This is a genomic window from Natronomonas salinimetallica, from assembly GCF_013839515.1.
Taxonomy (GTDB): Archaea; Halobacteriota; Halobacteria; order Halobacteriales; family Haloarculaceae; genus Natronomonas.
In genome coordinates this window covers 131033-144868 of record NZ_JACDNQ010000007.1, presented here as the reverse complement: position 1 = coordinate 144868, position 13836 = coordinate 131033, and the positions used below count along the sequence as shown (strand labels likewise).

Here is a 13836-nt window from a genome sequence, read left to right as displayed (position 1 = left end):
CGCACGGGGGTTCGGCGGCGGCCCTCGGGCGGGGCGGCTCGCTTTTGCTCGCCGCCCGCCTCGGGCACGGCCCCGAGCGCGCGCCACCGCGGCGTGGGGGGATCTAAGGGAATTACAAAAGCCTCGGGCCACCGCGCCCGAGGTTGTTCACATCCTCACAGAGACGAGGGCCGCGTCACGATGGTTTATATCCCGCGCGGACCTATCTATGCTATGCACGTACTGGTCGTCGGCGGGACGGGATTCATCGGCACACACCTCTGTCGGGAGCTATACGACCGAGGGCACGACGTGACGGCGGTATCACGCTCGCCGGACTCGGCGGACCTCCCGGCGGACGTCCAGACCGTTAGGGGAGACGTGACTGCCTACGACTCGATCGAAGGGGCCTTCGGGGGCCACGACGCCGTCGTCAACCTCGTTGCGCTGTCGCCGCTGTTTCGCCCCGCAGGCGGCAACGAGATGCACTTCCGTGTCCACGAGGAGGGAACGGCGAACGTCGTCCGGGCGGCCGAGGAACACGGCGTCGGCCGGATGGTCCAGTTGAGCGCGCTCGGCGCGGATCCCGACGGGGAAACCGCCTACGTCCGGTCGAAGGGCCTCGCCGAGCAAGTCGTCCGCGGGTCGGACCTCGAGTGGGTCATCATCCGGCCCTCCGTGGTTTTCGGCGACGGCGGGGAGTTCATCCCCTACACGAAACGGCTCGCACCGCCCTATATCACGCCGCTTCCGGGCGGCGGAAAGACCCGCTTCCAGCCGATCTGGGTCGGCGATCTCGTTCCGATGCTCGCCGACGCAACCGACGGCGGCGAGCGCGACGACGATGGCGAGAGCACCGATCCCCACGCCGGCGAGACCTACGGGATCGGCGGCCCGGAGGTGTTGACGCTCGCCGAGATCGCCGAACTCGCCCACGGCGCGGACGGCCGGCCGGTCAGCGTCGTTTCGATACCGATGCCACTTGCGGAGATCGGTCTCAAGTCGCTCGATCGCATCCCCGGCTCGGTGTTGGATGCCGTTCCGGGCGTCCCCCGGATGGGGTCGGACCAGTACCGGTCACTCCGGTTCGACAATACGGTCGAGACCAACGACGTCTCCGCATTCGGGATCGATCCCGCGGAACTGTTGACGGTTTCGGAGTACTTGTGACGGAGTACCTGTGTTGACGGTTTCGGAGTACCTTGTGATACTGACGGACAAAAGAATGTACACACGACGCACGAGGATCACGCCGTTCGACGGAGCGAACGGCGGATCACTCGTGAGTCGGTTTTATTTGATTTCGTCCACCAGTATGAATCTCACGCGAACGCGCCGCGTGCGTGACATCCAGCCGGCTGTCTCGTCTAGCCGGCTGTCTCGTTCCCGCCAGCCGTATCGTCCGTCGAGCGTCAGACATCGGCCGAAAGCTTATCAATTCCGTGGGACGCTATTCGGACAAGGACCGATATGAAACTTGCAATGATCGGCTTTGGGCAGGCCGGCGGGAAGATCCTCGACCGGTTCCTCGAGTACGACGCCAGTCGAGGTACCGGCATCATCGGCCACTCCATCGCCGTCAATTCGGCGAAAGCGGACCTGATGGGGCTCGATTACGTGCCGAACGAGAACCGGGTCCTCATCGGGCAGTCCGTAGTGAAAGGACACGGAGCCGGAACCGAGCCGGATCTGGGTGAAAAGTGCACGCGCGAGGACCTAGAGGAGATCCAAAGCGCGATCGACAGGATGGTCTCCAGTGAGATCGACGCGTTCTTGATCATCGCCGGGCTCGGTGGCGGGACCGGAAGCGGTGGCTCGCCCGTCTTGGCAGACCATCTCCAGCGGCTCTACGTCGAACCGATCTACGGGCTCGGTATCCTCCCGAGCCGCGACGAGGGCGGTATCTACAACCGAAACGCCGCCCGCTCGTTCCAGAACTTCGCCGAGTCCGTCGACAACCTCCTCGTCTTCGACAACGACGCGTTCAAAACCGGCGGCGAGAGCATCGGCGAGGGATACGCCGAAATCAACGCCGAGATCATCACCCGCTTCGGTGCGCTGTTTTCCGCGGGGGAGATCGAGGCCCTCGGAGACAACGTCGCCGAGAGCGTCGTCGACGCCTCCGAGATCATCAATACGCTCGGCGAACACGGGATCACGAGCGTCGGGTACGCGAGCGAATCGATCGATCCAAACAACGAGAGCAAGGGGCTCTTGGGCCGGTTACGCGGCGGAAACAGTCGAAACGACTTCTCGACGTCCGGGGACGCGACGAACCGGATTACCTCGCTCGTTCGGAAGGCGACTCTCGGGAAGTTGACGCTGCAGGCCGAGCTCGATAGCACCGAACGGGCGCTGCTTTTGGTCTCGGGGCCGCCGGACGCGCTCAGCCGGAAGGGGATCGACAAGGCGCGCAAATGGCTCGAAAACCAGACCGAATGTATGGAGGTACGGGCGGGCGATTATCCGCTCCCCAACGAGGAGAAGGTCGCTGCGATCGTCGTTCTGGCCGGCGTTACCGACGTCCCTCGGGTCAAGGACATGCAGCGGATGGCGATCGAAGCCGAGGAGCGAGGCGAGGAGCTCAGATCCAAGAGCGAAGACAATTTAGAAGACCTGATACAATACGGCGACGATGAAGAGTAGCAAACTCGTCGCCGCGCTCGTCGCCGTTTCGTTGTTCGGAGCGCTGTTCGCGGGATCGGCGACCGCAGTGGAGAGTAGCCCGCAGGACCTACCCGAGGAGTCGGAGGTCGGGACTGACTTCGAGGCGACGTTCGAGGTGACGGGCCTGTTCGACGAGTTCGAACGGTGGACGCTCGTCGCGAACACGGAACTCGAGAACGCCACCTGGACGATCAGACGGTACAATCAGGCCGGCGACGAACTCTCTCGTGAGGACGCCGACGGGCCGACCGCGACGGAACCGGTCGACATCGACGACGACACCGCGAGAGTCGAGGTCCGCGTGACGGGAACGACGCCCGAACTCGAAGCGTTGAGCTACGAGCCGCCGGACCGCTTCGTCGCGGCGGCGTTCACGCTCGAGCGGGAGGGCGGCACTGAACGGACCATCGGCAGCCACGAGGTCCACCACTACACCGAACAGAGCCGCGAAGCGCGCGAAGCGATCGACAGCGCGAGCGAGGCCGTCGAGGAGTCGGGGTCGGACGAGGCACGGTCCTCGCTCGACAGCGCGATCTCCGCCTACGAGAGCGGCAACTTCGAGAACGCGATCGACCTCGCCGAACGGGCCGAGGGCGAGGTCTCCCAGAGCCGGCTCATCCGGAACGCGCTTCTCGGTGTCGGCGTCGTGATCGTTCTCGCGGTGTTGCTCGGCGGCGGCTACTGGGTCTATAAATCCAGACAGCAGGCCCCGAGCCGCCTGAAGTGATGGACGTCCTCGTTCCCTTCGCGGCGAGCGAGCCGAAGACGCGGCTCGCCGGCGTCCTCACTCCGGACGAACGGGGCCGGCTCGCCCGCGTGATGCTCCGTGACGTCTGTTCGACCCTCGAAGCGATCGACGTCTCCCCGACCGTGCTCTCGACGGACCCGATCGACTGCCGATGGCCGGTCGCCGTGGACAACGGGCCGCTGACGGATGCGGTCAACGCTCGGCTGGAACCGCCGACAGCGGTCGTGATGTCGGATCTCGCGCTCGCGACCCCGGAGGCGCTGTCGCGGCTCTTCGAGGCCGACGGGGAGGTCGTTCTCGCCCCCGGACTCGGGGGCGGCACGAACGCCCTCGTCACCCGGACGCCGGGGTTTTATACGGATTATCACGGCGCGTCGATCGCGGATCACCGACGCATCGCCTCGGCGGCCGGCACGGAGGCGACGCTCGTCGATTCGTTCCGGCTCGCTGTCGACATCGACGAGGCCGACGACCTCGCGGAACTGCTGTTGTACGGTCCCGGCCGATCTGCCGAGTGGCTCCGGGCGGCCGGCTTCGAGGTCACGACGACGCGGGGCCGCGTTACGGTCCACCGGACCGAGTGATCCCACCGACAGCGATCCTTTTAATTACCCGACCCCCCGACGGTCGGTGTGTTCGGCGCGAGAGAATACGGGGTCGATATCGACGTCCCGGAGGCCGAGACCGAGCGGCTCACAGCCGTCACGCCGGCCGACGTCGATCCGGCCGAAGAGCTCTCGTTCGCGCGCAACGTGTTCGTCCCGCTGACCACCGCCTGTCGGTACACCTGTACGTACTGTACCTACTACGATCCGCCCGGATCGGCGTCGATCCTCCCGCCCGAGGAGGTACGAGCGATCTGCGAACGCGGTGCCGACGCGGGATGTACCGAGGCGCTGTTTACCTTCGGCGACGATCCCGACGATCGATACACGGAGATCCACGAGCAACTCGCCGAGTGGGGACACGATTCGATCCACTCGTATCTCCGGGAAGCCTGCGAGATCGCACTCGAGTGTGGGCTCTTGCCGCACTCGAACCCGGGCGATCAGACCCGAGCGCAGATGGATCTCGTCGCCGATCTGAACGCCTCGATGGGGGTCATGCTCGAAACCACGGCCGACGTCACCGCCCACGGCGGCCCCCGCGCGAAGGATCCCGGTCGGCGGCTGGCGACGATCGCGACCGCCGGGGAGATCGGTATCCCGTTCACGACGGGCATCCTCGTCGGTATCGGCGAGACGCTCCGGGACCGCGCCGAGAGCCTGCTGGCGATCCGAGCGCTCCACGAGCGGTACGGCCACGTCCAGGAGATAATCGTCCAGCCGGTCGTCGAGAACGAGCGTTGGGGGGGCGATTCCCCCGATCTGGCGACGATGCGGCGCGTGACCGCGATGGCCCGGACGGCGCTGCCCGACGACGTCAGCATCCAGTCCCCGCCGAACCTCGCGCCCGTCGAGGAACTGCTCGACTGTGGCGTCGACGACTTCGGCGGCGTCTCGCCGGTGACCGACGACCATATAAACCCCGAGTACGCGTGGCCGGCGCTACAGGAACTCGAAGGGATCGCCGACCGGGCCGGAGTCACCCTCTCCGAACGACTGCCGGTTCATGACCGATACGTCTCCGGAGAGTGGCTCTCCCCGCGGATCGAGGCCGCGATCGGGGCCGACGACGCCGCGGGGCGTCGGTACCGACGGCTGTTGTGAGACCTCCGATGTGGCTGGGTGGAGCGCGGACCCCCGTCCGTTCTCTCGAGTTGGTGTCTGTCGCCGTGACGCCGGAGCGGCACCAACTTTTATAACCAAAGCACGTACTATCGGTATGTATGGCGTTGTCGGAGATCGCGGCGGGGCTGGAAGTGACGACCGAACAGCAAGATTGCGGCGTTGCCACCGTCGATCACACCGAGGCGTCGCTGGAGGAACGGCTCACCGCGTTCGAGGAACGAATCCCCTGCTCGCCCGCCCGTGCCGCCGTGGTCGTCGAGGCCTACACGGAGGGAGCAAGCGTCGGCCGTGCGGCCGCGGTCGCCGACGTCCCCGAGACGACGGCGGCCAAGACGCTGTATCTGTTGGGCGAGCCGATCGATCCACTCACCCCGACCGCGAGGCGGATCCTCGAAGACTGGCTCGCCGGAGAGATATCACGGACCGAGGCCCGGACGCTCGCCGGCCTCGGCGACCGGGAGTTCGCACTCGGGGCGTACGTCGCCACTCACGACCGGATCGACGGCGCCGAGTCGGTCATCACCGACCCCTCGCCGCTACCGGAGGAGGATCCGCTGGCGGACGCCAGAAGCGCCCCCGGCGATCTCATTTGAACGGGAGGGTCCCGAAGAGCCCGTCCGATCCCGGCCGCTGGATCCGGACGTCCGTGATCGCCTCGACGACCGCGAGAAGCGCCCCGTGGGCGGGGGTGTTCCGGTCCGTCGTCGGCGTCGCCGATTCGAACGCCGGGACCGCCACGTCGGCGTCCGGATGTGCCGTCGTCCGCGTGAGGACCGTTGTCGACGCCTCGACCCCGATATCCGCGAGTCGGTCCTCGGTCCTCGGTACGGCGGATTCGGCCCGGTCGCCGTCGCAGACGACGGCGGCGGTCCCAACAGCGGTGACCGCCGCGACGGCCGGGTTCGTGGCTATGGGCGGTGTATCGACGAGAACGTACTCGAAGTGCCGTGTCGCCTCCTCGATCCGCGCCCCGAAGCGCTCGGCCGCGTCCGGAGCCTTCGCACGCGCGAGTCGCTCGAACGGCGCGTAGGCCGGACAGGCCGACAGTCGCCCCGCGCCCTCCGCCGGAAGATCGACGAGCCCCGCCTCCAGTGGGAGGTCGCCCAGACAGAGCGCGGTCATGTCGGGGTCGATGCGGCCGTCCACCCGATCGGCGAGCCCCTGTGTGCCGTAGGCGGCGTCGAGGATCGCGGTATCGGCGCCCTCGTTCGCCAGCAGCCGCCCGCACTCGAACGTCAGCCGTGTCGTCCCGACGCCGCCGGCGGCACCGACGAACGCGACCGTCTCGGACATAGCTATACTCCGCCCGGCATCGGACAAAAACATGCTGTCCGGATCGCTCGCCGTATCGACCCCGTCGCTCTTTGCTCTCGTCTCCCGCTCACCCGAGTCGTGCCGCGATCTCCGAGCCGATCTCGCCGATCTCGTCGTCGTCGAGGTCGGCGACGGAGCCGACGGCCGTGTGAATCGAGCCGCCACCGTCGCCCTCGAAACGGGGGACGACGTGGACGTGGAGGTGAGAGACCTCCTGGCCGGCGGCGGTCCCGTCGTTGACGCCGATCGTGGCAGCGTCGGCGTCGACGGCGTCCTCGATCGCGGGCGAGAGCGTCCGGACGGCCTCGAAGACGTCCGTGACGACCTCCGGCGGGGCGTCCCGAAGCCTCGTGTACGGTTCCTTCGGAACGACGAGCGTATGTCCCGGTGTGAGGGGGTTCGCGTCCAGGAACGCGGCGACCGTCTCGGTTTCGTAGACGATGTGACCGGGGACGTCCCCCTCGATGATCCGTTCGAAGATGGTCGGTTCCGACATGTCCGTCCGATCGGCCGGCGTCCCTATCAACTTTGATCCCTCGTCGGCCCCGCCCCATCGGAACGTCGACGCGGCCGGGGGCCGCCCGCGTGTTAGCCGCAGGATGAATCCGACAACACGGACACAATCCACGCTTTGATGGCCACTCCGAGAGTTCTAATCCGTAGATTCAACTGGCAGGCAACCCTATCTAAGAGTAGGAATCAGGTGAGAATAGAGTAGAGATCGGAAGACGATACACACTCGATTGCACGGTGGCAGTGCGATCGATGTGTATATAGTTGCGATGTTTACCAGAATGAGGCGAGAATGCCCCTCCCTCAACGAGCGACCACCGGGAGCGAGTAGGGAGGGGATGAATCGCCGCACACCAGTACAAACCATTAAGTAGACATAACCCTAATCAAGAGACAGCGATGGAGTACAGTCACCGTTACCCTGCATACCCGACACAAGAGGTAGCGGCTGAACTGGAGCAACACATCGACATTCATCGCCAAGGGTACAACTACACGTTGTACGAATACGAGAACGTGGACGCCGACGACATCGGCTCCGCGTACAAACACCACTACCGACTCCCCGACTGGAAAGACGAGTTCCCCGTCTTTTCGGAGGTCAACTCCAAGGCTCTGCAACGGACCGTCACCCGGTTCTACCAGAACCTCTCGAACCTGAAAGCCCAGAAAGACAACGGGAACAGAGTCGGGAAGCTCAAGTGGAAGTCACCACGGGAGTTCCGGAGTATGACGTTTTCGCAGTCTGGCTTCGAACTCAAAAACACGAGTGGCCGACGCGCGACGCTCTGGCTCTCCAAAATCGGTGACATCAAAATCCGATACCACCGCGACATCCCCAACGAAGCCGACATCAAAGAAGTCACGATCAAAAAGGAGACAACCGGCGAGTGGTTCGTCTCGTTCGGCCTCGAAACCGACGACGCTGACCTGCCGGGGAAATCCGACGTGGACTCGCTGGACGTGAGCAATAGCGTCGGGATCGACCTCGGCATCCTCAGCTACATCCACACGTCGAATGGTAAGACCGTGAACTGGCTTGACCTCGAAGACGAGTACGAGCGATTGCGCCGCGAACAACGCAAGTTATCTCGTAAGGAAGAGGGATCGAACAACTACGAGAAGCAACGTCGCGAAGTGGCGAAAGTCAAGCGTCACATCAGGCGGAAGGTGCTGGACTACCAGCACAAGATCACGACGTGGCTCGTCCGTGAGTACGATGCCGTGTTCGTCGAGGACTTGAACGTGACAGGGATGCTTGAGCAGTCGCACAACGCTCGCAACAAGCAGGATGCAGCGTGGCGGCAGTTCATCACGCTGCTTGAATACAAGGCCGAGTTGTACGGCTGTCACGTCGTGCAAGTAGAAGCTGCGGGGACGACGAAAGAGTGTGCTCGGTGTGGAGTGGAGACGGCGAAGCCTATCTGGGTTCGGGAACACTCGTGTCCGAGTTGTGGGTTTGAGTGTGACCGTGATGCGAATGCGGCGATGAACGTTCTTCAACGCGGGTTTGCTGAACTAGGGCTGGGATGGCCCGAAGACACGCCTGTGGAGACTGCGCTCCCTACGGATACCGATGACTTTCGAGAGGTGTCTGCAAAGCGCGTCATCGAAACAGGAAGCCCCATCTGCTCACGGGCGCGAAGCGCCCGTTCGCATGGTCAGCGGGACCTTCGGTCCCGCACTACCCTCAAGGAGCGAACGGCCTCAGCCGTGAGCGAGTAGGGTGGGGTAGTTCACTATAGGACGATCGGCTCTATCGTCTCGATACAGGCAAGAATACAGACACGACCCTCGCGATCGTATTCAATACGGTTCCCTTGGAATTGGATATCGACGCTGTTCCGGCGACTGTAGATCGGTTGACCGCGATATCAGACGAACCAGACGCTCGAGTGTTTGCCGGCCGTGATGGGGGTTCAAGGAGATTACGGAGTGATAGAAATTAGCCTCGGAGAACCATCGTTGCGAACGCTTTGGCAATCCGTTTCATCGTATCGTCTCCGAATCTCGCGTGGACGTCACGGATATCGTCGCTTCGAGGTGCTCACCGACGCAGAAAATCCGCCATAGAAGCGATTCTTGATGACACGGATTCTTTTATAGGCGGAGCGGATCGAGTACTTGGGGGATCGATCTTGAGGCGGTTGACGGCACAGAGACTCTTACCGAAAACAGTAGCGGTGTGTATATTGGGGCTGTCATATCGGACTGTACAAGATATAGAGCATGTAGTCAGCAAGGTCTCGGTAAATACTCGTATATAGTAAAAAGGCACCGCTTGCACTGGGGATAGAGCATGAGTTCAAAATGCATACATGTGTACTGGACACAATACGACTAATGGGAGACGATACGACACCCCGAGAGAACGAGAAGCACGGGTCTAACTGGTATCGGACGCTCGTTGAGGAGGTAAATGATCTCGCAACAGTCGTCGATCCCGACGGGACGATAACCTACGTCAGTCCGGCTGTCACACGGGTTCTCGGCTACGATCCCAACGAATTGGTTGGTCATGAAGGATACGAGTTTGTCCATTCTGAGGACCGGGACAAAAACGCCGACGCGCTGGAGACAGTTCTCTCGAACCCGTCTAAATCCGAGACTGTCGAAGTCCGATTCCGCCATGCCGACGGCTCGTGGCGCTGGATCGAAGCCACAATGCGGAATCGACTCGACGACGACATCATCTGTGGGATTCTCATTAGCAGTCGGGATATCACTGAACGAAAGGAGTACGAGGCCGAAGCCCAAGAACTCGCAGAAGAGTACGAAGCCCTCTTGAACAACGTTGAGGATGCCATCTTTCTCATTAATGTCGAGGAAGATGAGAATAGTGTCCGGTTTGAATTTGAACGCCTCAGTCCCTCCTACGAGCGCCAAACCGGAATTACGACAGGAGAAGTACAGGGCCAAACACCACAAGATGTGTTCGGTGAGGAACAGGGAGCCGAATTAAAAGCGAACTATCACCGCTGTATCAACGCTGGCGAACCGATCTCGTACGAAGAGGAACTCCGGGTCGGCGAAGGAGCACGCTTCTGGCAAACGAAGCTTGCGCCGGTGGTCAATGATGGTGAAATAACGCGCCTAGTTGGGGTCACTCGGAACGTGACCAAACGCGTCGAGCGGGAAAGACAGTTACGCCAGCAGAACGACCGCCTCGAAGAGTTTGCGAGTGTTGTGTCCCACGATTTACGCAACCCGCTCAACGTCGCACAGGGTCGTGCTACGCTCCTTGCCGAGCAGGCAGAAAGCGATCATATCGATCCGCTTCTGCAGGCACTCAACCGGATGGAGGCGATCGTCGAGAACACGTTGACGCTCGCTCGCCAAGGCGACAAGATAAGCAAAACCGAGTCGATCAACCTGACTGACCTCGTCGGGAAGTGCTGGGGGTCTGTTGACACAGAGGATGCAACCATCAAGATTGTCGATGAGATGACCTTTCAAGGCGATCCCGACCGGTTACGGCACGTTTTTGAGAACCTGTTTCGCAACGCTGTTGAACACGGTGGACCCGACGTGACCGTCCGTGTCGGATGTCACGACGAAACTGGTATTTACGTCGAAGACGACGGGCCAGGAATTCCAATCGAAAAGCGCGAGGAAGTGTTTGAACCGGGGCATTCGTCAGCACAGGGTGGTACTGGTTTCGGGTTGACCATCGTCAAACGAATCGTGGAAGCCCATGGCTGGGAGTTGTCTATCACCGATGGAACCGATGGTGGAGCACGGTTTGAATTCGAGTTGGCGGAACAGGGAGAGTTCGTGTGAGTGTTCACACAAGGTCTGTGCTATGCATCGAGAAGTGTGGCCTCAACTACTGAGTGTAGCGTGTACGACATAAGCGCGTTACATCTTGCACCCAATCAGTAACAATATCGATGATCCGAAAGTTGTTTCACTCAGTTAGCGAAGAGCCGGCACGAAACTTTCTCAAAGAACCGGCTCAAGCGATTTCATCGAGAAATCCGACTTCGAGCAGTACCGTTCTGCGAGATTCATCAGCGCTCGGGTTCGGCGGATATCGGCGACTTGTGGGTGATAAGTGGCCCATATGTTACCATTCGTCCACTCTGTGACTGCTTTCCCACTGTCGGCGAATGGATCCAGATCGTTCAATCCCGAACCGATCAGCTCAGGTGGTCAATCTTCGCAGATAGTCGTCGGGCTCGCGACCAACTTGGTAGCCGCCTTGGGTCCACACGTAGACGGCGTCTCTCGAACCACTTGCCCCCGAGGCGGTTCACCAGTATATCTCGTCGGCCCGGTGGCCGTCGTCGTAGGCCGCAAGTCCCTCGCCCAACACGCCCGTCAGCCCGACGTCGTCGTACAGCGTCGTGTGGGTGTAATCGACGAACGTCATCGGAAACCGGAGTTCGCCGCCGACCCTGATAGCCCCCAGAATCCCCGTGTAGGCGTGTTTATGGCGGCCGTCGCTCACGTGGCAGGCCGCGACCGGCACCGACTGGCGGTCCGCGGCGACCGCCTGTAGCGCCTCGATCGAGCGATATACCAGTTCCCAACAGAACATCCCGGTCTCCTCGGATTCCAAGAGCGCCTCGAAGCCGACGTCGTCCTCGAAGTACCGTCGGAGGTCGGCCGCGCCGAGGATGACGTTGTCTTCGACCGATCCGGCGAGATACCGGGGCACGTCGTAGGTCGCGTGGTCTCGGAACCCGGAGACCAGCCCCTCGACGACGGCGGGCGGGTCGGACGGATCGGCGTCGGCAAACTGTCCGACGGTCTCCGGATCGATGACCCGGTCCCAGTTCGAACGGACCGTGGTGACGACCTCGGGACGTACGTCGCCGCCCCCGAGGCGGTCGAAAAACGCCGGCGGGTCGTGAAACTCGAAGGCGTACTCCCCGGCCCGAAAGGCCGAGAGATCGACAAACAGCTCGCGAAAGCGGCCCTCGAGGCCGAGGCGCGAATCGAGGTCCGCGGCGGCGTCGACGGGGTCGGTTCCGAACCGCAAAAACGCCTCGTCTCCCGCCTCCTCGGCCGTGAGTCCCGACCCGACGGCTCGGATCCGCGTCCCCCCGATCGATTCGTCGTAGCTCGGCACCAACCGTTCGGTAGCGAGGGGCGCTATGTCCTGTTCTTCGAGGTTTGTCCCCATGCCGAACTGCCCGTAGCCGAGGACGGTATTGTACAGCGCCCGACCGCCGCCGAGGGTGGCGATCGATGCCCCGCTCCCGAGCAGCATCCGTCGGCGGGTAATCCCGCCGCTTTCGGTCCCGGCGTCGGAGCCTTTCGCGTCAGCGGCGGATCCCCCATCCGCGCCGGCCTCGGACGCGCTCTTTTCGTCCTCGCCGGTCACGGATCGGGCTCACCTCCGTCCGGAGCGGTCTCCGGCGCTCGAAGGTGTACGTCCCGGCCCAAGAGCACGGAGAGGAGTTCCTCCCCGATGTCGAGCAACTCGGGCACCCACCGGGAGACGAAAAACGCGATGCCGATGAGCGCGAACACCGCAAGTCCCTGCGAGAGGATCCGATCCGCGACGAAAAACGACACCCGGGTCGGGTCGGACAGCCCGAACAGGAACATGACGGGGCCTTCGAGCCACGATACCGCGAACCACTGGTACCCGTTGGCGACGGCGATAAAGACGTTCCGGCCGACGTTGAGCACCCAGATGATCCCGATCGAGACCACCGTTGCGATCACCTTCTTGGGGCGTGGCGCGTCGACGGCCGCGATCAGGCCGCCAAAGATGGCCATCGCGCCGATACCGGTACACGCGAAGACGATCCGAGAGGCCTGTCCCGTCTCCGGGAACCAGAAGGTGTTCATGAACGTCGTTTCCCCGGTCGGGTCCTCGATGAACTGGACTTCCCCGCCGAACCCGAGCAGGTCGATCGCCATCGACGTCTGCGTGGCGACGGTCTCGATCAACACTTGTCGGGCGAAATAGGAGGTCTCGAAGGGGAGATAGATAATCGTCATGAACGCGATCGCCCGCGAGAGCGTCAACAGCGACTCCCGGCCGTTGAGGAGGTTCCACCCGACGTACAGACACGCGGGAACGGCGAAGACGACGAGGGCCGCTTCGATCGCGCTCCGGTGGATCAACGCGAAGTGGTGGATCAAGAGGAACCAAAAGACCGCGAACAGTCCCCACGCGCCCGCGGTCACCTGGAGCGCGAGTTCGCGCCTCCCGCGCCGGTCGGCGACGACGCCGGCGACGAAGACGGCCATCACGACCCACGCGAGCACGTCGGTGTAGGGCAACACCGAGAACTCGGTGAGCGACTGCGCCGAAAGCGACATATCCAAAGGATACACCACGACGGGTATATGTCTTATCGTCGGGTGTCGGCCGCCCGCACAGCCGTCGGTCTGAACGGCTCTCGCCTCCGATCGATCACCTACGAGGGGACGCCGTCTGTCACCGCGAGAAGACGCCGTCTGTCACCGCGAGAAGACGCTGTCCGCCGTCGCCGCCCCCACGACGCTAAAGACCGACCCGACGCTCACGGCGTTGAACGTGATCACCGCGACCTCGGCGCTCGTCCGGTCGGTTCCGATGAACGTCTCCGGCGCGCCGAAGAGGACCGCCAGAATCGTCACCGACCCGAACGAGACGAGCATGAGGGAAATAAACCGGATCGGGACGCCGGCGACGTTCCGTTCGTCGTCGGGATCCCGGTTCGTGTCCGCTTTATACAGCGTCGCGTATCCGATCGCGAACACGACACAGACCGTCGCGAGCGCCTGCACGGGACGCATGTTCCCCGCCAGGACCCAGACTTCCTCTGTCACGACGAACGGCCCCGCGAGCAAGAATCCGCCGACGAGCTGTTGTGCCGAGTCCGCCAGCCGAAACTCGCGGGGATATCTGAATTTCATGGATCCGCTACCGGGGCCGCATAAATA

The 13836-nt window shown here is 62.9% G+C and carries 13 protein-coding genes; 8 read left to right on the top strand and 5 right to left on the bottom strand.

Annotation, left to right across the window (positions count from 1 at the left end):
- The first annotated feature begins 213 nt into the window (after positions 1 to 213).
- From HZR14_RS07810 to HZR14_RS07785, 6 genes are all read left to right on the top strand, one after another.
- Entirely contained in the window at positions 214 to 1149 is a 936-nt protein-coding gene (locus tag HZR14_RS07810) for a complex I NDUFA9 subunit family protein (RefSeq protein ID WP_181692301.1), read from the top strand.
- Between the two features lie 300 nt (positions 1150 to 1449).
- The gene (locus HZR14_RS07805; RefSeq protein WP_181692300.1) at positions 1450 to 2625 is read left to right on the top strand and encodes a tubulin/FtsZ family protein; all 1176 of its coding nucleotides are present in this window, start codon (positions 1450 to 1452) and stop codon (positions 2623 to 2625) included.
- Positions 2615 to 3373 carry a response regulator gene (locus tag HZR14_RS07800; protein ID WP_181692299.1) on the top strand — a complete coding sequence of 253 codons (759 nt, stop codon included), beginning with the start codon at positions 2615 to 2617 and terminating at the stop codon, positions 3371 to 3373. Before HZR14_RS07805 ends, HZR14_RS07800 begins: the two co-directional genes overlap by 11 nt.
- The gene (gene cofC / locus HZR14_RS07795) at positions 3373 to 3978 is read left to right on the top strand and encodes a 2-phospho-L-lactate guanylyltransferase (RefSeq protein ID WP_181692298.1); all 606 of its coding nucleotides are present in this window, start codon (positions 3373 to 3375) and stop codon (positions 3976 to 3978) included. Before HZR14_RS07800 ends, cofC begins: the two co-directional genes overlap by 1 nt.
- A gap of 48 nt (positions 3979 to 4026) precedes the next feature.
- Positions 4027 to 5103 carry a 7,8-didemethyl-8-hydroxy-5-deazariboflavin synthase subunit CofG gene (gene cofG / locus HZR14_RS07790; protein WP_181692297.1) on the top strand — a complete coding sequence of 359 codons (1077 nt, stop codon included), beginning with the start codon at positions 4027 to 4029 and terminating at the stop codon, positions 5101 to 5103.
- Positions 5104 to 5222: 119 nt separating this feature from the next.
- Entirely contained in the window at positions 5223 to 5717 is a 495-nt protein-coding gene (locus tag HZR14_RS07785; protein WP_181692296.1) for a DUF7858 family protein, read from the top strand.
- Here the strand turns inward: HZR14_RS07785 and HZR14_RS07780 are convergent.
- Both HZR14_RS07780 and HZR14_RS07775 read right to left on the bottom strand, forming a co-directional pair.
- On the bottom strand, positions 5710 to 6417 hold the full coding sequence (locus HZR14_RS07780) for a ParA family protein (RefSeq protein ID WP_181692295.1): 708 nt from the start codon (positions 6415 to 6417) through the stop codon (positions 5710 to 5712). The genes HZR14_RS07785 and HZR14_RS07780 overlap by 8 nt on opposite strands.
- 88 nt (positions 6418 to 6505) lie before the next feature.
- Positions 6506 to 6934 (bottom strand): HIT family protein, encoded by a 429-nt coding sequence (locus HZR14_RS07775; protein WP_181692294.1) that lies wholly within the window; start codon positions 6932 to 6934, stop codon positions 6506 to 6508.
- Positions 6935 to 7350: 416 nt separating this feature from the next.
- On the opposite strand from HZR14_RS07775, the gene HZR14_RS07770 reads away from it, so the two are divergent.
- Positions 7351 to 8676, top strand: coding sequence for an RNA-guided endonuclease InsQ/TnpB family protein (locus HZR14_RS07770; RefSeq protein WP_181692293.1), 1326 nt, complete (start codon positions 7351 to 7353; stop codon positions 8674 to 8676).
- Positions 8677 to 9294: 618 nt separating this feature from the next.
- Positions 9295 to 10731: a PAS domain S-box protein gene (locus HZR14_RS07765; RefSeq protein WP_181692292.1), complete on the top strand. Its 1437-nt coding sequence runs from the start codon at positions 9295 to 9297 to the stop codon at positions 10729 to 10731.
- Between the two features lie 472 nt (positions 10732 to 11203).
- Here HZR14_RS07765 and HZR14_RS07760 read toward each other — a convergent pair whose 3' ends face one another.
- From HZR14_RS07760 to HZR14_RS07750, 3 genes are all read right to left on the bottom strand, one after another.
- Positions 11204 to 12280 carry a hypothetical protein gene (locus HZR14_RS07760; protein WP_181692291.1) on the bottom strand — a complete coding sequence of 359 codons (1077 nt, stop codon included), beginning with the start codon at positions 12278 to 12280 and terminating at the stop codon, positions 11204 to 11206.
- Positions 12277 to 13230 (bottom strand): archaeosortase A, encoded by a 954-nt coding sequence (gene artA, locus HZR14_RS07755; RefSeq protein ID WP_181692290.1) that lies wholly within the window; start codon positions 13228 to 13230, stop codon positions 12277 to 12279. The genes HZR14_RS07760 and artA overlap by 4 nt, the downstream gene beginning before the upstream one ends.
- A 141-nt stretch (positions 13231 to 13371) precedes the next feature.
- Positions 13372 to 13809: a DUF2391 family protein gene (locus tag HZR14_RS07750; RefSeq protein ID WP_181692289.1), complete on the bottom strand. Its 438-nt coding sequence runs from the start codon at positions 13807 to 13809 to the stop codon at positions 13372 to 13374.
- Positions 13810 to 13836: the final 27 nt, after the last annotated feature.